Origin of the sequence: Clostridium aromativorans (assembly GCF_020908015.1) — a bacterium.
GTDB lineage: Bacteria > Bacillota > Clostridia > Clostridiales > Clostridiaceae > Clostridium_B > Clostridium_B aromativorans.
Window position 1 is genome coordinate 154,553 of sequence record NZ_JAJJPB010000004.1, and the last position, 25,929, is coordinate 180,481.

Below are 25,929 nucleotides of genomic sequence, written 5' to 3' on the forward strand. Positions count from 1 at the left end.
ATCTCATACCTTCTTCTCAATATATTTTCCCATCTCAATTTTCAGTTTTTTTAGGGCTCTCGCCCTATGACTTATGGAGTTCTTCAATTCAGCAGACATTTCTCCAAAAGTCATATTGTATTCCGGTACATAAAACAGGGGATCATAGCCAAATCTGTTATTTCCCCTTTCTTCTTCACATATTATACCCTCTATTTCTCCCTGTACTTCAAGTACCTCATCAACTCCCAATATCAATACCATAGTACACAAAAATCTTGCATTTCTACTCTCTCTATTTTTATTCTCCAAAAGTTTTAAGAGTTTCTCATTATTTTTTTTATCATTCCCATGTTCGCCTGCAAATCTTGCAGAATGCACTCCTGGTTCTCCGTTTAATCCTTTTACTATAAGACCCGAATCATCTGCTAATACCATAAACTTTCGTCCAAGAAAATCATATACCGTTTTGGCTTTCTTATAGGCATTCTCCAGGAATGTAGTTCCATTCTCATCGATATCTATATTCACTCCAATTTCCCCCATAGATAAAATCTCCAGGGGGTATTGGGCAAGTATCTGTTTAATCTCCCTTATTTTATTATAATTATTGCTGGCTACCACTAATTTTTTCACTATTTGCCACCTGTCCCTATCCACAGTGAATCCATCTTCAGGCTGTTTTTCTGGGCATGAACCATACTTTTTATTCCTTTTTCTCCCAGAATCATAAGTTCTCTCAAGTCCTCCTTTGTAAACGGGCTCTGTTCTCCTGTACCCTGTATCTCCACAATTTCATCTGAATCTGTCATCACTATATTCATATCTACTTTAGCTCTTGAATCCTCTATATAACACAAATCCAACATTCTTTCATTATCTACAATTCCCACACTTATGGCACTTACAAAATCTCTTATTGGATATATTTTAAAAGGTGATCTTTTGTGGAGCACATTCACAGCATCCACCAATGACACAAATGCTCCAGATATAGAGGCTGTTCTAGTACCACCATCTGCCTGAATTACATCACAATCAATCCATATGGTTTTCTCCCCTATGGCTTTTAAATCCACTACAGATCTGAGTGCCCTGCCGATAAGTCTCTGTATTTCCATGGTCCTTCCATCAATTTTCCCTTTGGTTATATCCCTCACTTTTCTGACCTGAGTAGCTCTGGGAAGCATATTGTATTCACAGGTAATCCAACCTTCACCTTTTCCTTTCAAAAATGGTGGAACTTTATCCTCTATAGATGCAGTACATATTACCTTCGTATCCCCAGTTTCCATAAGCACAGATCCTTCTGCATATTTCGTATAATTTCTCGTTATTTTTATAGGCCTAATTTGATCACATTTTCTACCATCAATTCGCATTTTTTACCTCCAAAACCAAAACTGTATCTTATCAAATCAATTATACATCAATTATTTCAATTTTTCCTCCAATATAAACAATTCATCACTTTTTGGAGGTGTTATCTTCTTCTCTTTTCCACTGCAAACCAGTTTATATGATTCCTCAGTAACTTTCCCTATGATACTGGCTTTAATTCCATTGCTTTTCAACATATGTACCAATCCTTTTCCATCTTCAGTAGTAATGAGCATACTACCTGAAGATACAAATCTCAAAGGATCTACAGAATATTTTCTGCATATTTTCATCGTTATTTCAGTAAGTGGTATCCTATCATCATACACTTTAAATCCAACTTTACTTGCCTTAGCAACTTCCCAAAGCGCTCCCAAAAGCCCTCCTTCAGTTACGTCATGCATAGAATTCACTCCAAATTTGCCGGACAATACACCTTCTTTAACTACACTTATATGCTTTATATAACCCTTTGCTTTCTCTATTTCCTCCGTTGTAAGTATGTCTTTGAGTTTTTCCTCAAAATCATTCACTATAATACTAGTTCCTTCCAGGCACAAATATTTTGTCACTACTATATCATCATCTTTCTTTGCCCCTGAAGTAGCCACAGCTTTATCTTTTTCTCCCTTTCCTATAGCAGTACAGGAAATAACCATCCTATTTACAGCTTTAGTCACTTCTGTATGACCGCCTAATATTTCCACATTTAGCTTTCCTGCCTCCTCACTTACTTCTTCCATAATTTTATTTATATCCTCCAGGCATGAATTCTCAGGAGCTAGAATTGTAACTAAAATTCCCACTGGCTCTACACCACAGGATGCTATATCATTGCAATTTATATGTACTGCAAGCCTACCGCTATTCAGATCAGCACCAGTAATAGGATCTGTAGAAACAACGCATTCTTTATCTCCAAAATTTATAACACTGCAGTCCTCACCTATATCACCCCTTATCCTAACATCTTCTCTCTTAACTGCCCTATTTTTATCTATTATCTCCTTTAAGTCATTCCAATCCAATTTTCCAATTTCCATAAAACTTTCCTTCCTTTCTAAAATAAATAAGCACCATTTTGCATCCTGTTTCATATTATCTATATAGGGATTAATTTATGGTAGGTGTAAATATTTTGAAATATATAGGACCTTTCTTAAAAATCAATAAAATAAAACCCAGTAATGTGAAGCAGCAGCTGTTTTATTTTTCAAAAGAATCTTTAAGAGACATTGTACTACACTCAAAATGTGGAGTTCTCACTTCAGTCAAAGGAATTATCTCAAAAAATACATCCAATTTTGATATTAACACATTTAAAAATGTTTCTCCACTTTTATGTATTTATAGAAAAGCAAATCCTGTTCTCATAAATATAAATGACAGGTTATGCTGGAACGATGACAAATTTAAAAAAGAAATAAACATAGACAGCAATGCATTTATGACATTATGCTTGATGGAACTTTCAGATTACTATAATTCTTTTCATAACATAGATAAGAATAAATACAATTTAGGAAAATTCTATATTGCCCTGAGTAAAAAACAACTAGAGTTTTACGCATCTTATTTTAGAAACAGTGAAGGCGTATTTATTGATAAAAAATGTGAAAGTGGAGCAAATCCAGGAGAAATTAAATTTGTAGACAAATACAAGAAATTCAAATTTTCATCTCAAGCTCTATTAATGGCTGCATACTATAGATGCAGTACTTTGATGGATGGTGAGGGAAAAGAAGATTTTAAAAATTTTTCCTTTGATATTTTAAATATGCTTATTGATTCAAAAAATGATCTGTATGAATTGTCTTTTGAAGAGCTTACAAGATTGTGCTTTGCATTAAATATATTCTACGAGTATTCCAAAGATAACAAATGCAAAGATCTGATACTTGACATATCGGAGCTTATTTTTGAAAAATTTTACCATGCAAATTCTCAGTCCGGCATGGCAAAAGAAACAGACGTTGAAAATGATTCCTTAAACTATATAAATTTTATTATGATATATAAGCATACGAATTTTATAAAATATAAAGAAAATGCAAATTTTATACTTGAAAAACTTTTAAAACTTTATGATTCAGAAAAAGGATTGTTTATAAAGGATACTTCTAAAAAGAATGTAGAATTTACCTGTCTGGAAGTCATGCTGTATCTAATGGCTTTTCTGATAAATGTAGAAGTGTACAAAAATAGAGATAAAAACAATTTAATAGTATTGGATATATTCAAACGTCAACTTATAGATTCAGGTATGATCTTAAGCTGGCCTGAAGCTCCCGATTTAAACAATGTAGAGCGATATAGGAATTTTTCTCTTAGATCAGAAGATCTAATAGAGGAACAAAATTTCAGGACATCCTCAATTCCCTCTCCTGAATCCTGTGAAATAGCACCAGTTTTTTGTAAGTATGTAACTTACAGCATGAAAAAGAAAAAATTTAAATCTGTAAAAGTTTCTTTTGACACATATAAAAATATGTTTATATTTTTCATTGTACTGCATTTTTTAAACCCCAAAATTCCAATCTCTTTCCAAGGATAAATTTTTTATCTTTAGGATATAATAATATCACTCCAGTACAAGCATTTTACAGCTAAACATAAAAATCAATCTGGTTCTTTATAAGGAAGGTGATAGGCAATGATGGATATTAACTGTTCTGAAAGATGCATACATGAGAAAAACGGGAAATGTACTTTAAATCATATTACTGCAATTACAGATCTTTCATCTCCAAAAACAAACTGTATATACTTTTCTCCAAAGAATCAGATAAAAGATAAAGGTCTTTCCCCTTAAATTCACAAGGATAAAAACTTGAAGGATTGTTTTAAAAAATTTTAAGACAATCCCTTTTTATCTGACCTTTAATAATTCAGATAGGCCCTATCCAGCTTTATATTTCCCATTATATTCGCATAGACACCCGAAACATAAGTTTTTGAGACAATAACCGTATTTTCAAAATATAAAGGTACCATAGGCATATCCCGTGCTAAGTCATTCTCGATATCTCTAAATATCTCTATTTTTTGATTTCCATCCTTTTTAAAGGACGAATTCATCAATTTACTGTCAATCTGCAAATTTCTATATCCGTATAAATTATAAGCCCGGGAGGAATTCCACATATTTAAAAATGCAAGTGGATAATCATAGTCTCCTGCATAGTCTATTTCTGCCATATCATAATGCCCCTCCCTCAACTGCTCTTTGAATTTAGACAATTCATATCCCTGACAATTTACTGCTATTCCAGAGATCTTCTCAATACGCTCAGCTATGTCCTCACATACTTTTTTATTTTCCACACTATCCACATATATTAATTTGAGGGATTCATTTTCACCATAATTCAAACCTTTAATCATATCTGCAGCATTTTCCCCCTGTGACTTATCCTGAAAAAATATTTTATTCATAAATTTACCGTTCAATCCATTACTTACATAATTCGGTACATAGGAGTTAGCTGTAACAGCAGTATTACACAGTATGTTTTCTACTATATTTTCTCTATCAACAGCCATGGATACAAAATTTCTAAATTTGACGTCATTTACTACATTTTCTTTTTTCATATTGAAAGCTATGCCTTTACCGCTTAAATTAGGTGAAGTCATGTAATTTACTTTATTTTTTATATTTTTTATTTCTCCCAGTGGGGGATTAGTAAATATATTTACCCTATCTTCTTCAAAAGCTGCCAATGCATTTTCACTGGTTTTTAAAAACGTAAGTATTACCTTGCTGCTTTTCACCTGTGATCTATTCCAATAATAGGTATTTTTCTTTAAAGTAATATCACCATTCTGAGATATGCTGTCTATGACAAAACTTCCCGAATACAATATGGATTTATAATCCTTTTTCCAATCTACGAGTTTATAATCAATATTTCTAAGAGAGTATATAGGCTGTGCAAGTATATTCAGGAGATAGTTACAGGGATAATTTAGCCTTATGCATAACGTTCTGTCATTTAGAGCATTTATGGCAACATTTCCAAAATCACATTTACCCTGCCTGTATTCTTCTGCTCCAAATACACAATTCAGCTGCTGGGCATATATATTGTCCATGTCCTTGCTTAGTATATTAGAAAAAAAGTCCACAAAATCATAGGCGGTAATATTAGATCCATTGCTCCATTTAGCATTTTTCCTTATCTTAAAAGTATAGCTGGTTCCACTTTCATCTACACTCCAATTTTCCGCTATACCGGGAATTATTTTCCCATCTTCATCACTACTCACCAGACCCTCAAATGTATTTGCAAGTATATCCTTTTGCCTTATATTATCAGAATCAAGCATTATTAAATTTTTAGGCGATTCACCTAAATTATATACCAAACTATTTTTATAATCATTGCTCTCAGTTTGCTGAACTTTTTTTTCCAGAGATCCTCCTATCAATGTTATTGAAACCACTGAAATTATTAATATAATACACATTATATAAATAAGTTTCTTCATATATATCTCCTTATTTTCACGATAATAAAATACAGTTTAAATTATTGTCAGTTATTACAAAAATAATCAGATTATATTATAATATTTTTAATATAAATTTTTTATGATATAATGTTCACGTATGTTTTAAGCGCTTTTGTATCCTTAAGATTTTAATTATACGGAGGAGTGTAAAATGTTACTTGTAATAGAAGTTTTAGGTATTTTGACTATGTGTACTGTCATATTCGTCTTAATCTGGGGATTTATAACTGTCAAACAAGTCTTATCACAGCTAAAATATAAAAATTACCTGCTGGAAAAATTAACTCAATATGTACATATGCTTACATCAAAAAAATAAGGCAATCTTTAAGATTGTCTTATTTAAAAACATCAAAATACCTTCATGTACATAAAAAACATAGTCACACAAGCTATTATCACGCAAGTTATAGGATATACTATATTTTTAAAATTACTTCTAAAAATGATCATATTCACAGCCCATATTATCATAGTACCAAATATACTCCACTGCAGCATATAATAATCATTAAAATACTTTACATATGTAAAATGATATGTAGTAAGAAGTGTCAATACCAATGCAATAATAGTGAATATAACACCTATCCATCCTAGTAAACTTATTGTTCTTTTCATTTTTTCCTCCACAGGTTCTTTACCTGAAGTTTAATTTTATCATAAATCAAAACTATTTTTATATTAACTCTCTTCGATTGTTTTGTAAATATTCACAGCATATTTTCAAATTGATTTTCATCAATTATTTTTACTCCAAATTGAATTGCCTTTTCATATTTACTTCCAGTAGATTCACCTGCTATGACATAATCTGTCTTTTTACTTACACTGCCGGAAACCTTAGCTCCTAGAGATTCCAATTTTTCTTTTATGCCCATTCTCGTATAGTTTTTTAAAGTTCCTGTGACCACTACCGTTTTTCCCTTAAATACATTTTCCTCTACATTAATACTCTCAAAATGTGGTTTAATACCTAATTTCAATAATTCATCTATGCTCTCTATTATATTGTCCTGTTTAAAAAATTCTATTATACCTTTTGCCACCGTTTCACCTATATCCGGAATTGATACAAGATCTTCCAGTTCAGCCTTTCGGATATCTCTCAATCTATTAAATTTTTTACACAGATCAGTGGCAGTTTTTTTGCCCACATTCGGTATTCCAAGGGCATATATAAATGAGGACAGATCACAATTTTTACTTTTTTCTATGGCATTTATAAGATTTTGGGATTTTTTTTCTCCAAATTTATCTAAGGTCATTAGATCCTCTTTTTGAATTCTATACAAATCAGCTATGGATTTTATATTTAATTTTTCGAAAAGCTGCCCTGCAGTTTTTTCGCTGAATCCCTCTATATCCATTGCCTCTCTGCTTCCAAAATGAACTATGCTTTTTACCATCTGAGGTTTGCAGGAAAGCGTATTTTCACAAAAATAATGCACACCATCCTTTATAAGTTTACTACCACAGTATGGACACTTTTCAGGGACTTCTATATCCACAGTCTTATCCGCTTCACCATCTTCCACCACCGCCGTAATTTCCGGAATCACATCATTGGATCTTCTTACAAACACCCTGCATCCTATTTTTATTCCCTTTCTCCTTATATCATCCATATTATTCAAAGTAGCCCTTTTTACTGTAGCTCCGCCTAATTCCACCGGCTCCAAAATGGCTGTAGGGGTCACCCTCCCGCTGCGACCTACATTCCACTCAACATCTAAAAGCTGTGTGGTAATCTCCTCTGCCTCAAACTTATAAGCTATGGCCCACTTTGGGAACTTAATGGTATATCCTAGAATTTCTCTTGTTCTCATATCATCTATTACTATTACCACTCCATCTATATCATACTGAAGTTCATTTCTTATACTGTGTACATACTCCAGCTCATTTTTTATCTCATCCATATTGGTACATATCTTAAGATAGCTGTCCTGCGGTAGTCCCATTTCCCTTATAAAATTCATCATCTCCACATAACTTTTAAAGGGTCTGCCTTCATTATATCCCACATCATAAAAAAAGGCTGAAAGATTTCTCCTGGCCGTCTCTTTTATATTCAAGTTTCTAAGAGCCCCCGCAGCACCGTTTCTGAGATTTTTAAGTGGAGTCTTCGCTTTTTTATTGTACTGTTCAAAAGCTTTTTTAGTCATAACAGCTTCCCCGTGTATTTCAACCAGACTGTTATTGTCTATTTTAAGGGGAAGAGACTTTATGGTCTTTGCCTGGGCAGTTATATCCTCTCCAACAATACCCGTGCCTCTAGTAGCTGCTTTTATCAGCATTCCTCTTTCATCATAGGTGCAGTTTATCGTAAGTCCATCAAACTTTTTAGTCAGCACATATTTAAGCTCTGGCAATTTATCCTCATGAGTTAAGTTATAATTATTTACAATTCTTTCATTTCTCCTGTGCCACTCTTCTATGGCATTTACGCTCTGAGCTTTGTCAAGACTCCACAATCTGCCTTTATGTATGTATTTTTGAAACTGAGACAGCACAGTATCCCCCACCCTCTGTGTAGGAGAATAGGGAAAAACAATTCCAGTATCCCTTTCCAATTTTACAAGTTCATCGTATTTCATATCATACTCTTTATCGGAAATACTCGGATTATCCTCAACATAGTATTCGTAGGCATATCTATTTAACTCTTTTATAATTTCATTCATCTTATGCACAATATCATCATTCATCAGATCACCTCATAAGTAAACTGGGAGTACACCCTATACAGCTTCCAATGGCACTATCCCATACATCAAATTTTTTATTCCCATTTTGTCAAAAACTATAGTGAGCTTTATGTCACTTCCACTTTTTGATATGCTGACAATAGTTCCTACCCCAAATTTACTATGTCTTACCTTTATACCCTCTTTTATACCTTCAGGCTTTAAATACTTGTCACCAGGAACATCTCTTTCAGCAGAAATTCCTGCAGCCTCTGATAAATTGCTAGAAACCGCCTTTTTCTTCCATAAAAAAGCATTATTATTCAAAACCCTATTTGAATAACTATTAATATTATTTTCCTTTACAGTATCATATTCCTTCAGTTCGCGGGATATTTCATCTACAAAATCAGACTGCTGATATGAAACTGTCCTGCCAAATACCCTTCTTGTTTCAGCAGAAGTCATATAAAGCTGTTCTTTTGCCCTGGTTATACCCACGTAGCAGAGCCTTCTGGACTCCTCCATTTCCTTGGCACTATCCAACGACTGCATTCCCGGAAATATTCCATTTTCCATCCCAACCATAAATACTACCGGAAATTCCAGCCCTTTCGCGCTGTGTACAGTCATGAGTACAACAGAATCAGCATTGTCATCAAAATTATCTATATCTGAAACAAGGGTCACTTTCTCCAAAAATGCAGAAAGTGAAGTATCTTCTGAAGTAGTTTCAAACTCAGAAGCAGCCGATACGAGTTCTTTAAGATTTTCCACCCTACTTATACTGTCTGCCTCCTTGCTGTCTTTGAGTTCATCCAAATATCCTGTTATATCCAGTATTTCCCTTATGAGACTGGAAACAGGTATTTTATCCCTACTTTTGATAAAGCTGTTTATTATACTTACAAATTTTTTTATAGAATTAATACTTCTCTTGGATAAATTTGATACTTCGTCCACATCCAAAATCACATTGTACAGAGATTCTTCCATAGAATTGGCAAAACCCTGTATCTTTTGTACTGTAGAATCTCCTATATTCCTCTTGGGTACATTTATTATCCTCCTCAAGCTTATATCATCCAGTGGATTATTTATAAATTTCAGATATGCCATAATATCTTTTATTTCTTTTCTATCATAGAACTTAAGTCCTCCAATTATTCTATAAGGTATATTGGATTTCATAAAAGCATCTTCAAAAATACGTGACTGGGCATTGGTTCTGTAAAGCACCGCAAAATCCTTATATTGTCTTTTTTCATCTCTATTCACCATATCTCTTATCTTAAATGCCACATATCTTCCTTCCTCAAGATCAGAATAAGCCCTGTACAATTTTATCTTGTCTCCATTTTCACTTTCAGTCCTAAGCACTTTTTTCTTTCTATTGGAATTATTGCTTATAACATCATTGGCCGCCTTTAATATATTCCCCTTTGATCTATAATTTTGTTCTAACTTTATCACCTTCGCATTTGGATAATCCTGTTCAAAATCCAAAATATTTCTCACATCCGCTCCTCTCCAGGCATAAATACATTGATCGTCATCTCCAACTACACATATATTTTTATGCCCCTGAGCCAATAATTTGACAAATTCATACTGGGACCTGTTAGTATCCTGGTACTCATCCACCATTATATACTCAAATTTTCTCTGGTAAAACTCCAGTACATCCGGATGCTCCTTAAAAAGCTGCACAGTTTTATATATAAGATCATCAAAATCCAAAGCATTATTATCTTTTAACTTTTTTTGATACAACAAATAGACATCTGCAATTTTATTAATTCTAAAATTTCCCTCATTTTCTCTTTTGAACTGCTCCGGAGATACTAAAATATCCTTTTGTCCACTAATTTTATTTATTATCTCCCTATCTGTTATATCCTTGTCATTTATATTCAATTCCTCCATGCACTGCTTTATAAGCACCTTCTGATCATAGCTGTCATATATGGCAAAATTTTTATTATATCCAAGTTTATCTATTTCTCTTCTCAATATTCTCACACAGCTTGAATGAAACGTAGATATCCACATACCTTCCACTTCATCTCCAACAAGTTCCTTTATCCTATCTTTCATCTCTCCGGCAGCCTTGTTGGTAAAAGTTATGGCCAATATTTTTGAAGGATATATATTTAAATCTTTAATCATATGGGCCACTCTATAGGTAAGGACTCTCGTTTTACCTGATCCTGCTCCAGCTAAGATCAGCAGTGGACCGTCTACCGCTGCTACTGCTTCATACTGTTCCCGGTTCAAAAGATTTTTCAAATCCATAAAATTCACTCCTATTTATAGATATAGATCTATATCTTTAATCTAAACTGTATACGTATATCTGCTTCATGTCTAATATTATAACATTTTAGCAGTACTTTAATCATATAAGACATAAAAAATGTGCTGACCCCCATCAACACATCTAAAAATTTTACTTATACTAAAAATATTTTACTTAAGCCTTCCCAATACTATTTTATACCCATCACTTCCATAATTAAGACATCTATTCACTCTGCTTATCGTAGCAGTGCTGGCTCCTGTTGCAGCTGCAATATCTAAATATGTCTTTTTATTGCTGAGCATTTTGGCTACCTGAAGTCTCTGTTCCAAAGATTTTATTTCGTTTATCGTACATATATCATCAAAAAATCTATAACATTCCTCTTTTGTTTTTAAGCACAATACCGCCTCACATAGATAATCCATCTGCTTACTTTCTAATTTGGATCTATATTCTCCCATGAACGCCACTCCTTATTCATGTATGTTTATAAACACATCTTTTATTTAATTTTATCACGTATTAAAATATTAATCTATAAAACTGTAGATATTTTTACAATATAGCATATTATATTGTATTTATTATTCAAATAAATACATTCCATTAATTATTATTGATAAAATTTCAGTATATGTAAAAAAAGTATAATTGTATAAAATAAAAACAGTCCATTGGGGCATGGACTGTTTGCTCATAAATAAAAAGGGGGCTATTATTCCTTTTATTTATTCTTGCATATTCATTATAGTAAAATTAAAACAAAATATCAAGTAGAATATGAATTATTTTATATGGGGTCATCTATATAATTACATAAATATGCATTAAAAAATTTCACGGCTAAATTTTTTTTATACTTTCTATTTCTTCTTTAGACAATTCTCTATATTCCCCTTCCTCTAAACTATCCTCCAATTTTATTGGGCCAAACCGTATTCTTCTCAAATAAACTACATTTTTGCCCAAAGAATTAAACATCTTCTTAACTTGATGAAATTTTCCTTCCTGTACAGTCACCTCTGCCCTGGAACCGTCCTGAGTAGATTCCATGATGTGCAAAGCAGCAGACATACACTTATATCCGTCTTTTAATACTATACCTTTTCCAAATTTATCAACATCGGACTCATTTAAAGGCCTATCTATTTCAGCATAATATACTTTATCCACATGGCTCCTTGGAGATATCAATCTATGATTTAACTTTCCATCATTGGTAATTATGAGTAATCCCCTGGTATCCTTATCAAGTCTTCCTACAGGAAAGGGTTTAAAAGACTGGTATTTAGGCTCCAGAATATCTATAACCGTCTCATCAAAATTATCAAAAGTTGCAGATACAACTCCACAAGGCTTATTCATCAAAATATATATGTATTTTTTATAATCTACATTTTCTCCAGAAATTTCTATACTGCACTCATAGGGATTTATTTTCACAGAATTATCTTTTACAACTGCCCCATTTATTTTAATTTCTCCATTTTTTATTATTGATTTTATTTCTTTTCTAGTGCCATATCCCAAATTGGCCAATATCTTATCCAATCTATCCACTTTACTGACTCCTTTTTTCGTTAATACTATAGTATTTTCCACTTAAAATCAAGCTATTAAAGATTCATATAATTGAATAAATTAATGCATAAAAATACAGAACGCTTTTCACAGTATATCCGGCAGTTCTGTATTCTACAATTATAAATTTAAATCTATATACTTAATTATCCATAATATTGCATAACTTTTTGCACATAATTTCTAGTTTCATAGGGCAGCTTGACAATATCCGAGCTGCTATCTACGCCTCTATTTTTTAAAGTTCCAGGTCCCGCATTATATGCCGCAAGAGCTAGTTCTTTGGAATTTCCAAACATATTGAGCATATTTCTCAGATACTCCGTTCCAGCATCTACATTTTGTTCTACATCATAGGGATTTGTCACACCTAATTCACTAGCCGTCCCAGGCATAAGCTGCATGAGTCCCATGGCTCCTGCAGAAGATTTGGCCTGCGGATTGAAACCGGATTCCTGTTTTATAACTGCCATTATCAAATTTTTATCCACACCGTATTTTCTGGAAGCACTCTCCACCGCTTCATCAATACTCGAATTTCCACTTTTTACGTCATCTCTTACACTATTGTAGATATTATTCAGTCTTTGTCCGCCTCCATATCCCAGCTTGCTCAAGTCCTCATCATCCAGAGAAAGTTTGGATATATCTATATTTCCACTGCTGTCTGACAATGCTTTTGTCAAACTTTCCATAACAAGTTGAAATGAATCCTGGTTTTCAAAGGCCTGCTTGAATATTTCTGTCATAAACTCCAGCTGTAAAACTTTTTGGATATTCTTATCCTGATCTGTAGAATTTATATTATTTAAACTCATTATTTCACCCGCCTAAAAATATATTACTCTATTACTCTTCTTTTATCGTATTAAAGTATATAAACTTAAGTCTGCCGCTATTCGGTCTTAAAAGAGAATATGCTGTAGTCCTCATAGGAAACTTTACTGCGCTGACTTTTACAAAGGGCTAATATTTTATACTCTCCTCTATTAAAAGGAATATAAGTATAATAATTTTTTTTGCTGTAGTCCTGTACTAAATTCCAATCCCCCTTTTCCATGACGTAAAATTCATACATAACATCTTTTCCACCTTCTTTATGAACCGTAAAGGTCACAGGTATACTACATTTAAATTTCAAATTATCACAGGTTATTCTTGTATTAGTTATAGGGAGCGCTTCATTGACTTCTACACATACTTCTTTTTTACAATCAAATTCTTTTTTACTTTTAACATTTTTTGCAAAAATTTCCAATCTGTATACACCGCCGTATTTGGGAACAAAAGCATATATTTTCTGAGGAACAAAATCTGTTTCCTCCACTTTATGGTTATTTATATTGAGTACATACTTTATAACAACATTTTTAGTGTTTTGCACCACAGAATTTATAACAATTTCATCTCCTACTAAGAAAAGCTCTTTCACAGGATATAGTATGTAATCAATTACGGCAGGAATATAGTCAAAAACCTCTATACTTTTTATTGAATGACAATCATATTCTCTATCGGAATATTGGTCTTTTACCCTCGCTTCCAGCTCATACTTTCCACTTTCCTCTGGAGTAAATTCCATAAAATTATCTTTGCTATAATCTATATTTTTTAATTCAGTCCCCTCTTTCCTTATTAAAAATCCATATTTGAGATCCACTCCACCAGAAGCATTCACCTTCATCTTAATAGTTTTACCCTTTAATACAGGATTATCTACATTTAAGATCATTCCCTCAATTTTAACTGGTTCTCTACTTCTTTCATCTATAATATAATTTAGATATTCTATAGCCTCATAATTTCCCTGAAAAGATCTATCTTTTACCATTAGGATAAGTTTATATCTGCCTGGTTGTTTGCTTTCCCATACATAACTGTCACAGGTAGTATACCCGGAATCTTCACTGTAATTTCCCTCAATCACATACCTGTATAAAAGTTCCCTTCCACCTATGACCTCTGCTTTTAAAGTTATCTTTACTCCGCACAACTGAGGATAGTTCATGTCTGCAATAAAATTTTTTATATAGATTTTATTGTATTTTTTGACTCTAAAATTCAAAACAGCCCTGTCATCAAATTTATTCATGGAATATATATCTTTTGCCAGACATAAAAGTCTATATTCACCACTTTTTTTCTCTACATAACTTACTATCCTTTTTGTAGAATAATTTTGAATGCACTCTGTTTCTCCATTAGAACTTATTTTAAAAAATTTATAGAGTATTGTCCTATCACTATCATGATCTGAATCTATCTGAAAAATCAGTTCTGAGTCTTCGAGAAGGTCCGAAGTCAAGCATTTAAAATCAGTTATTACCACATTTTTTAAAGAATATACCTGAAATTTTGCACTTTGAAAATCATCAAAATCATTTTTAGAATCTATATTCTTGCATTCTACCAGTATTTCACCCTTTCCTTCGCCTTTAACCACCCAGGAAAGTACATTATCTGCCGAATAATCCTTTATCATTTCCCATTCATCTTCTATTCTTATCCAATACCTGAACAAAAGGGGAAATCTAGTAGTATCCACTGTTATATTAAGCTTGTCTCCTAATTTAAGCTTGTCCTTATCTATATAAATGCCGCTTATTAACTTTTCCTCTGCCTTTCCTATTATATAATCCATCTTAGATACATAATCAAAGCTCTTATTTCCTCCTACTTTTTTAGCCTGCACCATCAATATATATTTTCCATCTTTCTCAGGAATCCACTCAATTTTTTCCTCGTTCGTAAAATCCTTCAAGATATCCCATACACCATTACATCCTATCATATACTTATAAACAAGCTTTTGCTTTAAGTTATTATCCACATTGATAATAACTTTTGACTCTTTCGCCTGCGGACTTTTTAAATTACAGTTTATAGCCAGCTCATTCATCTAAATCATCCCCTACGTATAATAATTCCTTTGATCAGATTTTTCTAACTTATATTATACTATAATTCCATATTTTGTAATAGTATTTTTTATGTATTTATTTCTATACAAGGGAATAATTTAAGATAATCACTGAATATCAATGAAATGAATGTATCAACTCAAGTAAATTTTTTTCAAGTCTATGATCATCCTCTTTTGTCCGTTTTTTTGGATTGCAAGTCTTTCCTCCTGATCTTCTCACCTTAGAAGATATATGCCTTTCAAAAAGGAGCTTATCTATATTATCATTACTGTATATATATCCTTTAGGACTTATGGCATAGGCATTTTTGCCAAGAGCCATGGCTGCCACCCCATAATCCTGACTTACTACTATATCTCCTTTTTCAGTGTTGTTTATAAGATACATATCCACACTTTGAAATCCACTGTCTACATATTCCACACTGCTGTAGTCAGAATCTAAAACATGATTTAAATCACAGTACATTTTCACCGGAACATTGTTTTTTCTGGCAACATTTTCTATTATATCCTTACCTGCACAAGCATCCGCATCTACTAATATTTTCATATTTACAATTGCTATCTCCTCTATTTTTTTTGACTTTTTTTATTGCTCTTCAATTTATCCTTATTATTTTTTAAAAAATTGGCTTTCAGTAAAACAGTAAGGCCGGAAAGTGCCAGCGCACACAAGATAGAAATAATCAACATCTTTATTATTGATATGGGATTAAGCTCTGAAGTATTGACGTAATTTAGCAAACAAAACAAGATCGTATATATTACTAAGGACTTAATAAACACCTTCTTCATAAAAATTTCCTCCTATTAAGTAAATAAAACCCGATTTTACCTATTATTATAGACATGATGAAATCAGCTGTCAACGCAGATTATAAGTACCATTTCTAAGCATCAAAATTCAGACTTGGCTGGATATTTTCATCGGCACTGAAAAAATTTATTATTTCATGTTTGCACTTTAGTAAAAATAATCCTGCCTTATGTACAACAGCACAGTAAAGCAGGTGAATTTAAATTGTCAGTCAAGTATTCCTTCCAATTCCTTCTTTTTATATTCATAACCTGGTTTTCCGAGGAAGGCAAACATATTTTTCTTATAGGTCTCAACTCCCGGCTGGTCGAATGGATTTATTCCCATCAAATAACCGCCAATTCCACAAGATTTTTCAAAAAAATATACCATATACCCAAAGTAATAGGCAGTTAATTCAGGTACATTTAAAACTATTACCGGTACGTTTCCCTTATTATGGGCTAAAACTGTTCCTTTAAAAGCTTGATGATTTATAAAATCTATAGATTTTCCATCCAGGAAATTAATTCCATCAACATTTTCATTATCTTTTTCTATGAATATCTCCCTTCTAGGCTTTTCTACATTTATGAAAGTTTCAAACATTATTCTCAAACCCTGCTGTATATACTGACCCATTGAATGGAGATCTGTAGAAAAATCCACCGAAGCGGGAAATATACCTTTGTTATCCTTACCCTGACTCTCCGCAAATAACTGCTTCCACCATTCTCCGAAATAGTGAAGACAGGGCTCAAAATTTACTATCATTTCAATGATTTTTTCTTTTTTATACAGTATGTTCCTAACTGCTGCATATTGATATGCAGGATTTTTTTGAAGATCTTCTATTCTACATTCCAACCGTGCATCTCCTGCACCCCTAATCATTTCGTCTATATCTATACCTGAAGCCGCTATTGGTAAAAGTCCTACTGCCGTGAGTACAGAATATCTTCCACCTACATCATCTGGTATGGTGAATGTCTCATATCCCTCTCTATCTGCTATTTCCCTTAAAACACCCTTTTTACTGTCTGTAGTTACATATATTCTATTTCTAGTTTCCTCTTTCCCATATTTTCTCTCAAGCAATTTTTTAAATATTCTAAATGCAACTGCTGGCTCTGTGGTCGTTCCAGATTTTGAAATAACATTTATAGATAAATTCATTTCCTCTACAATATGAATCAAATCATACATATAGGTTGAACTCATATTATTACCTGCATAAAATACAGCCAAATTCCTTCTTTTATCCTTTGGTAGTATATTGTTAAAACTATGTGAAAGCATTTCTATAGCTGCTCTAGCTCCTAAATATGAACCCCCTATTCCTATAATTATTAAGGCATCAGATTTTTCCCTTATTTTTTGTGCCGCAATTTTTATTCTTCTAAATTCATTTTCATCATAATATACAGGTAAGTCAACCCATCCCAGCTGATCATTTCCTCTTCCATTTTTATTTTCTATCATATTGTGGGCAATTGATATATCTGACTGCATGTTCATAATTTCTTTTTCCTGTACGTATGGAGCAACTTTGCTTAAATCCAATTTTATACCCTTATTCAACACAGTTGATTTCCACCTCCAGAATCTATAATTTTTTCTCAATACAATGATAGTATAGCACTATTATTAAATCTATCTTAAAAATACCCATTTATAATTTGCCCAATATTTTTATATCTATTATATATATTCCATAAAATTCTGCAGATCGACAATCTGAACCTAAGAATCACTCGATTGCCTGCCTGGCAAAGAATGAAGTCTATCTGTCTTAGATAAAATTACTGCAATAAATATGATTATGCATCCAATGACCATTTTTTTTGTAAATACCTCCCCCATCAAAAGTATAGATAAAAAACATCCAAAGACTGATTCCAGTGACAATATTATTGAAGCATGGGTATCAGATGTATACTTCTGCGCTACATTTTGTACTAAGAATGCAATAGTCGTATTAAATATTATGAGATACAATATTCCAGCTATTCCTCTGCTATCCGGGACATGCATATGGGGCTCGAATATCAACGCACTTATCAACGTAAATATACCTGCGGATAACAATTGTACCGTTGTTAAATGTATAGGATTTATATCCCTCTTAGCATAGATTCCAATCAAAATTATCTGGAAAGAATAAACAACTGTAAAAAGCAGTGTAAGGCTGTCTCCAAAACTTATGGATATATTTTGCTGCAGACTCAAAAATCCTATTCCCATTAAAGTTAAAAAGCCGGCCAATACTGCATAAATATTAGGTGCTTTTTTAGTCACCAGCCAGGAAGCAAAAGGTACTATTGCAGTATAGGAAGCAGTTAAGAAGGACTGCTTTCCAGCTGTTGTATATTTAAGCCCAACAGTCTGAAAGGTCTGCCCTGCGTATAAGATCAGCCCCAGGGTAATTCCAGCTATAAAACTTTGTCTGTCTATTTTTATCATTTTTTTAAAAAATATCATATATAAAATGATTCCTGAACACAAAAATCTAAAGGACAACAGATAAAATGGAGTAATACTCAATAAAGCTATTTTTGCAGCTATAAAACCTCCTCCCCATATTACTGCAACCACTAGAAGAGAAATATCTGCAATTAAGGATTTCCTTACATCTGCATTTTCCACTTATATATCCCCCTAATTAAAATGTTACATTCATTATACAATATTTTCGGCACATTTTTAACAAATGTGATATCTTTTAATATATCTATGAATTTAGAAGTATTATCAAATAATAGTTCTCTGATAAATATACATTTATGGAAAAGGAGAGCTTTTGCAAGTTCTCCTTTTCCATATTTAACATCACTCAATTAATGCTTCGCCGCCTTATTGATTGATATCCGAGAAAGCTGATACCACAGCCTGCTTTAATTTAACAAATACCCGGATGATTCTGTAAAGTACACCTTTATCCTGCGCGTCTGAATCCGCATTTGTTATATTCTCATTACCACTGTCCTTGTTGATTTCCTGCGTTCTCAGAATCACCTGTATGCTCCTGGGCGAAGGGTTTTTGCTGGAAGTAAAGGAGATCAGTTCTGCTTTCGGATCCAGATACAGCAGCCTGTTCTCATTCTCAAATTTATCGATTTCCTTATCTGCAGTAGACTTAATAGAATCATTTGCCTTCCTCATGGTAGGTACGCTTTTAATTCCCTCAAGGCTCTGCTTAAGTACTCCGATAAGGCCTTTAAGCATATCACTGTTGCCCTGGCTGATATCGCCGCTGCTGTTTTTAAGTACAGATTCAAAGCTGCTCAGAAAATTCTGTGAGCTATTGAGACCTTTGGTCATACTGTCCAGCAGGGTTCCCATATCCTGCAGTGCTTTTATAGAACTGCTCTTATACTTATTTGCTGTATCATTGACTGCTGAAATATTGTCAATAAGGGTTTCACTTTTTGTCAGCAAGCTGCTGGTGTTTGACAATATTTCCGATTGTTCACTGAGCATATCATCTGTAACCTCATTTGCCCTGTCAAAATCTTCGAAATAATCTTCTATCAAAGATATGCTTGAATTGACGGTATTTAAATAATCTTTACCATTTTCACTTATATCAGATGTTTGGTCAAGCAGTTCACTGGTGGAATCGCATGCCGCAGCAAGATCTGAGAGCGTTGAATCAACATAGGAGAGCATTTGTTGTATGTTACTATATAATGCCATCAGAACTTTCTTCAGCTCTTCATTTTCAATACCCTGTAAATACTTTTCGGCAATTCCTGACAATTCCCCACTTACACTTTTCATGGCATCTGACAATGTGGATATGTCAGAACTCACTGCATTCAACTTGTTGCTCAAGTCAGAGGAGCTGTCACTCAAATTCTCCAGATCTGCCTGCATATCTTCTATATCCGATCTGGTACGCTGAAGCAGTTCATCTCTTTCATCGGATTTGCTGTTTACATCTTTCACAACATCACGCAGTTCCTCAATGTCATCCTGTACGTTTTTGATGGAAGCCTTATATTTCTCCAGTTCAGTCTTTGTACTTTCAATGGTTTTTGTCATAGCATTCAAATCATAGTTCAAATCTTCAATAGCATTTTCCCCCTCATTGATATGGGGAATCATTGCCGCCGTATTGGATGCCACTTTTGACAAATCCGCCAATGCCGTTTCTGATTTATCAAACAAACTATCTTTTGATACACTTATATTACTGTTAGCGCGGTCCAATGAGGATAAACCAGACTTAGCTCGTGACAGACCGCTTTGCATATTTTCAGCTGTTTGTAAAAGTGCATTTGTACTGTCATAGATGGAATTCATGGAATCTCTAAACGTGTCGATGTTATCTTTAAGATCCTTCACATCCTGCAGCTGACTCAGAGTTCCCGGCACCATGGTCAGCAGAATACCATCGGTTTCAAAGCTATTCGTACCGATACGGAGGGTAAAGGTATCTTTCTCTCCCGGAAGTGCGGCAAACAAAATGATTTTTTTATTGCCTATGGTCTGAACCTGTGCACCCGGCGCATCCACGCTTGACGCTTTTGACATATCCACTATGGTCTGCATTTGCAAAAGCATATTGTTTCTGTAATACATGTTGGCCTTGGTATTTGGCGTCACCTTTACATCAATCTGTATCAAACCAGATGCACCAACCAATTTGGATGCAGCTATGGGAGTGCCATTAAGGGAATAGGACACATCCACATTCCATGGTAAAACTACAGTTCCCTTTTTGGGAGTGCATTCATAATAGAATCGTCCCTTGTAGTTGTTCAGATTCCAACTGACAGCTCCATTCTTCATCGTGGGAACAACATTGTTGGACATATTGCTCACCTTTTCATATTCGCCATAGTCTGTGAATTGTTGATTCCCATTTAAATTGCAGCTTTTTACAATGTTTATATTGGTTGGTGTACCGTAATAATCCAGATTTACATAAGCAGATTCATCCACCGAGACCTTGGGTGCTGCCGCTGTGGCCGTGCCAGACAAGGTGACGGGCAAAATCAAGAGTGCTAATATACTTGATAGAATTCTTTTCCTAATTTTCATTCTTCAATCCCTCCAAACTTTCAGAAGATTTATCCTCTATTGTCTTGGGCAACACTTCTCCCAACTGCAGCTTATCTGCAAGTTTCTTCCTCGCTTTGTCTTTCAGCTGGTTCATCCTGGAAATATGCTTGTAGATGCGTCCATCAAAAATATACAGTAGTGCCGGCAGCAGCAAGACAACCATTGCAATACTCATCAGTGCACCACGTCCAATTAGATGTCCCATGGCACCAATGGCGGCAATACTTGAAGTAAAGTAAAGTGTATATCCTGCAAAGGAAAGAATGAGCCCAGAATTCATGATAGGCGGAACCGCTGCCCAAATCGTTTCTAGAATGGCCTCTCTCTTATCCAAATGCATTCGGTATTCTAAATAGTAGTTGGTCATCAATATTGAATAGTCTACAGTTGCAGCCAACTGGATGCAGCTGACTATAATGTAACCCATGAAAATCATGTTCTCCCCCATGAAATAAGGTACTGCCATATTGAAAAAAATCGCTATTTCAATAGGCACTACCAGCAGAATGGGAATCAACAGTGATTTAAATACAATCACTGCCACGATTACCACCCCTATTAGAGAAAGTTTGTCCACGAATGTATAATCACGGGTGAGTATGGTTTTGATATCCTGTGTAAAGGTAGTAGCTCCAATCAAAGACGAATGCTGAGGATAATACTTTTGAACAATGGCCTTGATCCCATCAGCATATCGAAATGCCGCATCACTTTCTTCCCGCGTTCTTATGTAAATTAAAATACGTGCATATTTTCCCGAGTGAAGCTGTGTGGTGATTCTATTTGGAATAATGCTTTCCGGTATACCCTCCGGCAGTGTATTTTCCAGCGAGGTTACTTTTTTCACATAACTGAGCTTCCCCAATTCATCGGACAATTCCTTCTCCTTTATGTTGGAGTCATCTGGTATCAATGCCATAAGCATATTGCTTCTTCCAAAAATCCTGTCAATTTCCTGCTCATCTTTATAGACCTGCGTACCTTCTCCCGCACCTACCGCCGAATTGCCGAAAAGAAAACTGTTCATGTCTTTTGCAATAAAACAGGGCACCGCCAAAAATATAGCAAGTCCCAATGCCACATATTTGATCTTTAAAATACCTTTGCCCAGCCTCTTAGGGAGCTTTACCAGTTTACGATGCGCAGTTTTTTGAATCATATTTTGGCTTCGGATAATCAGGGAAGGCATCAGAAACAAAACAGTCAGCAAACTGATAAAAATTCCCTTTGCCAGAACAATTCCCAGGTCATATCCTATGGAAAACTTCATGAGAGTCAGCGCCAAAAAACCGATAATGGTTGCCATGCCACAGGCTATAATGGAGGATGCGGATTGCCGTATGGCAATTTCAATGGCTTCTTTGGGCTCTTTACCTGCATCTTTTTCTTCGGTGAACGCATGCATCAGAAAAATTGAATAATCCATTGCAACGGCCATCTGCAGAACGGGGGCCACACTTGCAGTCATAAATGAGATCTCTCCCAAAAATACGTTTGTTCCCATATTAATCACAATGGCAATCCCCATGACCAGAAGGAACAACAATGGCTCAAGCCACGCTGTCGTTGTCAATATAAGTACCAATGCCACAACGGCGATTACAATTACCGTAGCGCTTTTCATTTCCTTGTTCAAGCTCTCATTCAAGGATTTATTCTGAACAGCAGGTCCTGTAAAGCTGCCCTTATCACCTACAATTTCATAAATCTTGTCCAGTGCCTTCGATGTCCTCTGGTCGGAATCCCCTTTGACAAAGGAAATATCCATCACTGCACAATTGTCTTTATAATAATCCTGGATATTTTCGGCTTTTATAAAGGTATCAGAAGTATATACATCGGTATACTTTTCAATATTTTCTGCCGTATCTGCCCAAAATACTGTATCTACGCCATCCACCGCCTCTATCTCTTCCTTATACAGCTTTGCCTGATACAGGGATACATTCTTGATCATGATGCGGGCGGTACCTGGATAGCCAAATTCTTTCTCCATAAGGTTCAGGCCGACTTTGGATGCCGCCGTATTCGGCAGATATTTGGTGAGATCATAATTGACTTTCACAAATAGATATAAAAATATGCTGATTACGACCATGACTGCAAAAAATATTTCAATATACTTACTTTTATTTACAATAAAATTGACTACTAGATCGGATGGTTTAGTTTTTATTCTGTTCTTCATCAAGCTTCTCCTTCTCCATTCCTTATACACTTATTCCAAAATACACGATCAAATCATATGTATGAACATTTCAAGAGGTCTTTCCTATCCTATAACTTCGACAGTTTTATCTCCGGTTCTACCTGACTTTAGAATTCGATTCAGGAAACAATTTTAATTCATTATCATAGTAATTTTCTTGTACTTAAATCTATACCTTCTTTATTTATAAATAAACATTTATTCATTAATTTAAGTAAAAATTATTTCAATGCATTAATACATATTTTTGCTATTCTTTTAGCTTCTTCTTCTGTAAATTTTTTATTATTTTCTAATTCCAGCGAAAATGATAGATACCTAAATGGAATTGTAAAGGACACAACCAATACCTCCGCAGCAGTTACATTAGATTTAAATTCACCCGTTCTTTTCCCCAATTCAATACATTTTTTCGCCAGATTCAGTATGCCATTAAATCTATTAAACTTTTCCTTTGTGGGTATTCTCAAATCCATCACAACTGAAGCAGCAAATTTTGCCATCATCGGCTCCCTGTTTGCATTCATAAATAATTTTCTTATTGTTCTACATCCAGCTTCATACATAGTATCAGAAGAATCAATATCTGCTATAAAGTCATTAATTATCACGCTCATTTCCGAGTCCACCAATTCCTGTACTAATTCCTCTTTACTATTATAATATCTATACAAATATCCAGGAGAAACTCCTGCTTTTTCACAAATTAAAGCGATTGATACGCTGGAATATCCGTAATCTATTATACACTCCATCACTGCTTTTTTAATATTATCTATTTTTTTAGGATCTGCAATTCTAGCCATTTCATATCACCATCCAAAAATACAAATAAATAAATGAACATTTATTTATTTGTATTTTATATCTATTCTATTTACATGTCAAACTAATTTTAAAAGAGAATAAGAATGTTTTTAGTTAGTCACCCTCCGGGCTTTATCTCTCCCATGAAGTCGCTGCGGTTAATCTGACAGCAGAGAAAGAGTTCTGAATTTCCCCAAAACTCTTTTTATCAATTAACCCTCTCCAATTTCGTCAATTAACCAAGGCGAATTCTTGTCTTTTCTAATAAGTGTGCACCATTTAATATCTTTCCCACTGTCTTCAGGACCAACACCATCTTTTTTATATTCAACTGTATACTCAACCTTATAAATCTTTATGTTTTCAGCTTTTGCATGTGTTATTATGCCACGACCATATTTCATATAAGCTTCTTTTTGTGATGGTCTTCTATCTTCAGATTTCTCCAAAACTCATTTAACAGCTAAACTACGCCTTTCTTTGTGTTTCTCATTTTTCCTATCCCTGACTTTGCAATATTTATGGGGCATTTTGGGTTTTCACATATTATTTTGACATTTAATATATACAATAAAACATGAGGTAAGTATATAATTATACAATCTCTTATACCTAGGAACCAGACAATACAATAGGATAAAAGCTCATCTAAATATCAGATGAGCTTTTATTCTATTTTTAAATAGATCCCTCTAAAATAAGCTATCTCTAGCCTTTCGGCACCATCATCCTAACCTTGAATTGATTATCTAAACTATCAACTAATTTATTTCCATTTTCATCAGAAGTAAGCAGTACTTCTCCTAAATTATACGCCCCATAATCGTTGAACCATCCTTCCTTATTTTTGACGGCAGAAAAGAAATGGGTTCCTATTTTATAGGAGCCCTAAACCATTTTGCAAGGCGTTTATAAATGGCACATAATTAAGTATTAACTTCTTACTTTTTAGAGAGGAATTCCTTTACTACCATATAATTATGTTTTTGTTATCTATATTTTACCATTATAATAAGGAAAAACAATAGTCTAAATATTAAGAATAATTTAATATTTTATGGACATATTATTAATTAATAAATTTCTTCATTTTATTAGTTCTATAACTAAGTACCTCCAGCTTTTTACACTGGAGGTTTATTGATTGCAAATTAATTAGCCACCTTGTAGGGTTTTATTTTTTCTAGCGTTAACAATTTAGTAATTATTAAATTGATAAAAATAATAAAAATGCTATAAAAGAGTGTATTTTTTGTTCTATTTATAATATAATAATAAGGTATGTAGGCGAGTGATTACAGAGAAATTGTAAATTCACAAAATCATGTTATACGAGAAAGAACCTATATATAAGCAAGTAACTTCTCCCAAAAGTTACTTGTTGTTTTCATTTTTTGGTTCATCTATTTTAACTTTAACATCTGTCAAAATCTTATCCTTTGAAATACCGGTCTTGCTTTCAAAAAACATTTTAATCTTATCTTGCTTGTAGCAGAAAACCGAAATAATACATAAACTCAATATCTCGGTAATTGAAAGCACTACAATGCACAGGAAGAAAAAGTTCATTCACATTACCCCCTCCCATTGTGCCAACCTGTCATCCCTGTAACCACCCATACAGTAATGATAGAAAGGGGTAATTCTATATAACATGAATCATTACTATTAAATACA

General features: G+C 33.8%; 24 protein-coding genes. 3 read left to right on the forward strand and 21 right to left on the reverse strand.

Annotated elements, in window-relative coordinates; all coding sequences use genetic code 11:
* Positions 1-3: 3 nt before the first annotated feature.
* Genes LN736_RS05885 through LN736_RS05895 form a run of 3 tightly spaced genes read right to left on the reverse strand, consistent with a single transcriptional unit; the run spans position 4 to position 2,402 of the window.
* Positions 4-618 (reverse strand): XTP/dITP diphosphatase, encoded by a 615-nt coding sequence (locus LN736_RS05885; RefSeq protein WP_190972262.1) that lies wholly within the window; start codon positions 616-618, stop codon positions 4-6.
* Entirely contained in the window at positions 615-1,361 is a 747-nt protein-coding gene (gene rph, locus LN736_RS05890; protein ID WP_179978452.1) for a ribonuclease PH, read from the reverse strand. Before rph ends, LN736_RS05885 begins: the two co-directional genes overlap by 4 nt.
* Positions 1,362-1,412: 51 nt before the next feature.
* The gene (locus LN736_RS05895) at positions 1,413-2,402 is read right to left on the reverse strand and encodes an AIR synthase family protein (RefSeq protein ID WP_150358620.1); all 990 of its coding nucleotides are present in this window, start codon (positions 2,400-2,402) and stop codon (positions 1,413-1,415) included.
* A 77-nt stretch (positions 2,403-2,479) separates the two neighbouring features.
* Here LN736_RS05895 and LN736_RS05900 point away from each other — a divergent pair, with 77 nt between their 5' ends.
* Together LN736_RS05900 and LN736_RS05905 are read left to right on the forward strand one after the other, a co-directional pair.
* Complete coding sequence (locus LN736_RS05900) at positions 2,480-3,913, forward strand: hypothetical protein (RefSeq protein WP_179978450.1); 1,434 nt, start codon at positions 2,480-2,482, stop codon at positions 3,911-3,913.
* Positions 3,914-4,012: 99 nt separating this feature from the next.
* Complete coding sequence (locus LN736_RS05905) at positions 4,013-4,171, forward strand: hydroxymyristoyl-ACP dehydratase (protein ID WP_150358622.1); 159 nt, start codon at positions 4,013-4,015, stop codon at positions 4,169-4,171.
* A gap of 68 nt (positions 4,172-4,239) precedes the next feature.
* Here LN736_RS05905 and LN736_RS05910 read toward each other — a convergent pair whose 3' ends face one another.
* A complete protein-coding gene (locus LN736_RS05910; RefSeq protein ID WP_150358623.1) occupies positions 4,240-5,850 on the reverse strand; it encodes a peptide ABC transporter substrate-binding protein in 1,611 nt (536 codons plus the stop codon).
* 175 nt (positions 5,851-6,025) lie between these two features.
* Between LN736_RS05910 and LN736_RS05915 the strand changes: the two genes are divergently transcribed.
* Positions 6,026-6,193, forward strand: coding sequence for a hypothetical protein (locus tag LN736_RS05915; RefSeq protein ID WP_179978449.1), 168 nt, complete (start codon positions 6,026-6,028; stop codon positions 6,191-6,193).
* Positions 6,194-6,225: 32 nt separating this feature from the next.
* On the opposite strand, the gene LN736_RS05920 is transcribed toward LN736_RS05915, so the two are convergent.
* The 17 genes from LN736_RS05920 to LN736_RS06000 form a co-directional block, all read right to left on the reverse strand.
* Complete coding sequence (locus tag LN736_RS05920; RefSeq protein ID WP_150358894.1) at positions 6,226-6,495, reverse strand: hypothetical protein; 270 nt, start codon at positions 6,493-6,495, stop codon at positions 6,226-6,228.
* A 92-nt stretch (positions 6,496-6,587) separates the two neighbouring features.
* A complete protein-coding gene (ligA, locus tag LN736_RS05925; protein ID WP_179978448.1) occupies positions 6,588-8,585 on the reverse strand; it encodes an NAD-dependent DNA ligase LigA in 1,998 nt (665 codons plus the stop codon).
* Between the two features lie 33 nt (positions 8,586-8,618).
* Positions 8,619-10,859 (reverse strand): DNA helicase PcrA, encoded by a 2,241-nt coding sequence (pcrA, locus tag LN736_RS05930; RefSeq protein WP_150358896.1) that lies wholly within the window; start codon positions 10,857-10,859, stop codon positions 8,619-8,621.
* Between the two features lie 174 nt (positions 10,860-11,033).
* Entirely contained in the window at positions 11,034-11,327 is a 294-nt protein-coding gene (locus tag LN736_RS05935) for a YerC/YecD family TrpR-related protein (RefSeq protein ID WP_150358897.1), read from the reverse strand.
* Positions 11,328-11,709: 382 nt separating this feature from the next.
* The gene (locus LN736_RS05940) at positions 11,710-12,426 is read right to left on the reverse strand and encodes a pseudouridine synthase (protein ID WP_229981189.1); all 717 of its coding nucleotides are present in this window, start codon (positions 12,424-12,426) and stop codon (positions 11,710-11,712) included.
* Between the two features lie 167 nt (positions 12,427-12,593).
* The gene (locus LN736_RS05945) at positions 12,594-13,265 is read right to left on the reverse strand and encodes a lytic transglycosylase domain-containing protein (protein ID WP_229981190.1); all 672 of its coding nucleotides are present in this window, start codon (positions 13,263-13,265) and stop codon (positions 12,594-12,596) included.
* A 77-nt stretch (positions 13,266-13,342) separates the two neighbouring features.
* A complete protein-coding gene (locus LN736_RS05950; RefSeq protein WP_150358342.1) occupies positions 13,343-15,346 on the reverse strand; it encodes a triple tyrosine motif-containing protein in 2,004 nt (667 codons plus the stop codon).
* 139 nt (positions 15,347-15,485) lie between these two features.
* A complete protein-coding gene (locus LN736_RS05955) occupies positions 15,486-15,923 on the reverse strand; it encodes a YaiI/YqxD family protein (protein WP_150358343.1) in 438 nt (145 codons plus the stop codon).
* A gap of 20 nt (positions 15,924-15,943) precedes the next feature.
* A complete protein-coding gene (locus tag LN736_RS05960; protein WP_150358344.1) occupies positions 15,944-16,168 on the reverse strand; it encodes a hypothetical protein in 225 nt (74 codons plus the stop codon).
* 229 nt (positions 16,169-16,397) lie between these two features.
* Positions 16,398-17,750: a glucose-6-phosphate isomerase gene (locus tag LN736_RS05965; RefSeq protein WP_229981196.1), complete on the reverse strand. Its 1,353-nt coding sequence runs from the start codon at positions 17,748-17,750 to the stop codon at positions 16,398-16,400.
* A gap of 162 nt (positions 17,751-17,912) precedes the next feature.
* On the reverse strand, positions 17,913-18,815 hold the full coding sequence (locus LN736_RS19105) for a DMT family transporter (RefSeq protein WP_229981191.1): 903 nt from the start codon (positions 18,813-18,815) through the stop codon (positions 17,913-17,915).
* A complete protein-coding gene (locus tag LN736_RS05975; RefSeq protein ID WP_150358346.1) occupies positions 18,797-19,006 on the reverse strand; it encodes a hypothetical protein in 210 nt (69 codons plus the stop codon). Before LN736_RS05975 ends, LN736_RS19105 begins: the two co-directional genes overlap by 19 nt.
* Before the next feature lie 16 nt (positions 19,007-19,022).
* A complete protein-coding gene (locus tag LN736_RS05980) occupies positions 19,023-21,215 on the reverse strand; it encodes a coiled-coil domain-containing protein (RefSeq protein ID WP_150358347.1) in 2,193 nt (730 codons plus the stop codon).
* Complete coding sequence (locus LN736_RS05985; RefSeq protein ID WP_179978445.1) at positions 21,205-23,424, reverse strand: efflux RND transporter permease subunit; 2,220 nt, start codon at positions 23,422-23,424, stop codon at positions 21,205-21,207. Before LN736_RS05985 ends, LN736_RS05980 begins: the two co-directional genes overlap by 11 nt.
* Positions 23,425-23,666: 242 nt before the next feature.
* Positions 23,667-24,251 carry a TetR/AcrR family transcriptional regulator gene (locus LN736_RS05990; protein ID WP_150358349.1) on the reverse strand — a complete coding sequence of 195 codons (585 nt, stop codon included), beginning with the start codon at positions 24,249-24,251 and terminating at the stop codon, positions 23,667-23,669.
* 213 nt (positions 24,252-24,464) lie between these two features.
* A complete protein-coding gene (locus LN736_RS05995) occupies positions 24,465-24,701 on the reverse strand; it encodes a DUF4829 domain-containing protein (RefSeq protein WP_229981192.1) in 237 nt (78 codons plus the stop codon).
* A 925-nt stretch (positions 24,702-25,626) separates the two neighbouring features.
* Positions 25,627-25,821 carry a hypothetical protein gene (locus LN736_RS06000; RefSeq protein WP_179978443.1) on the reverse strand — a complete coding sequence of 65 codons (195 nt, stop codon included), beginning with the start codon at positions 25,819-25,821 and terminating at the stop codon, positions 25,627-25,629.
* Positions 25,822-25,929 lie beyond the last annotated feature (108 nt).

Excerpts from the sequence above, each read along its gene's own strand:
- LN736_RS05915 (WP_179978449.1), top strand. The coding sequence starts at position 6,026 with ATGTTACTTGTAATAGAAGTTTTAGGTATTTTGACTATGTGTACTGTC.
- LN736_RS05920 (WP_150358894.1), bottom strand. The coding sequence starts at position 6,495 with ATGAAAAGAACAATAAGTTTACTAGGATGGATAGGTGTTATATTCACT.
- rph (WP_179978452.1), bottom strand. The coding sequence starts at position 1,361 with ATGCGAATTGATGGTAGAAAATGTGATCAAATTAGGCCTATAAAAATA.
- LN736_RS05950 (WP_150358342.1), bottom strand. The coding sequence starts at position 15,346 with ATGAATGAGCTGGCTATAAACTGTAATTTAAAAAGTCCGCAGGCGAAA.
- LN736_RS05895 (WP_150358620.1), bottom strand. The coding sequence starts at position 2,402 with ATGGAAATTGGAAAATTGGATTGGAATGACTTAAAGGAGATAATAGAT.
- ligA (WP_179978448.1), bottom strand. The coding sequence starts at position 8,585 with ATGAATGATGATATTGTGCATAAGATGAATGAAATTATAAAAGAGTTA.
- LN736_RS05955 (WP_150358343.1), bottom strand. The coding sequence starts at position 15,923 with ATGAAAATATTAGTAGATGCGGATGCTTGTGCAGGTAAGGATATAATA.
- LN736_RS06000 (WP_179978443.1), bottom strand. The coding sequence starts at position 25,821 with ATGAACTTTTTCTTCCTGTGCATTGTAGTGCTTTCAATTACCGAGATA.
- LN736_RS05935 (WP_150358897.1), bottom strand. The coding sequence starts at position 11,327 with ATGGGAGAATATAGATCCAAATTAGAAAGTAAGCAGATGGATTATCTA.
- pcrA (WP_150358896.1), bottom strand. The coding sequence starts at position 10,859 with ATGGATTTGAAAAATCTTTTGAACCGGGAACAGTATGAAGCAGTAGCA.
- LN736_RS05980 (WP_150358347.1), bottom strand. The coding sequence starts at position 21,215 with ATGAAAATTAGGAAAAGAATTCTATCAAGTATATTAGCACTCTTGATT.
- LN736_RS05900 (WP_179978450.1), top strand. The coding sequence starts at position 2,480 with ATGGTAGGTGTAAATATTTTGAAATATATAGGACCTTTCTTAAAAATC.
- LN736_RS05985 (WP_179978445.1), bottom strand. The coding sequence starts at position 23,424 with ATGAAGAACAGAATAAAAACTAAACCATCCGATCTAGTAGTCAATTTT.
- LN736_RS05905 (WP_150358622.1), top strand. The coding sequence starts at position 4,013 with ATGATGGATATTAACTGTTCTGAAAGATGCATACATGAGAAAAACGGG.
- LN736_RS05990 (WP_150358349.1), bottom strand. The coding sequence starts at position 24,251 with ATGGCTAGAATTGCAGATCCTAAAAAAATAGATAATATTAAAAAAGCA.
- LN736_RS05910 (WP_150358623.1), bottom strand. The coding sequence starts at position 5,850 with ATGAAGAAACTTATTTATATAATGTGTATTATATTAATAATTTCAGTG.
- LN736_RS05945 (WP_229981190.1), bottom strand. The coding sequence starts at position 13,265 with ATGAGTTTAAATAATATAAATTCTACAGATCAGGATAAGAATATCCAA.
- LN736_RS05960 (WP_150358344.1), bottom strand. The coding sequence starts at position 16,168 with ATGAAGAAGGTGTTTATTAAGTCCTTAGTAATATATACGATCTTGTTT.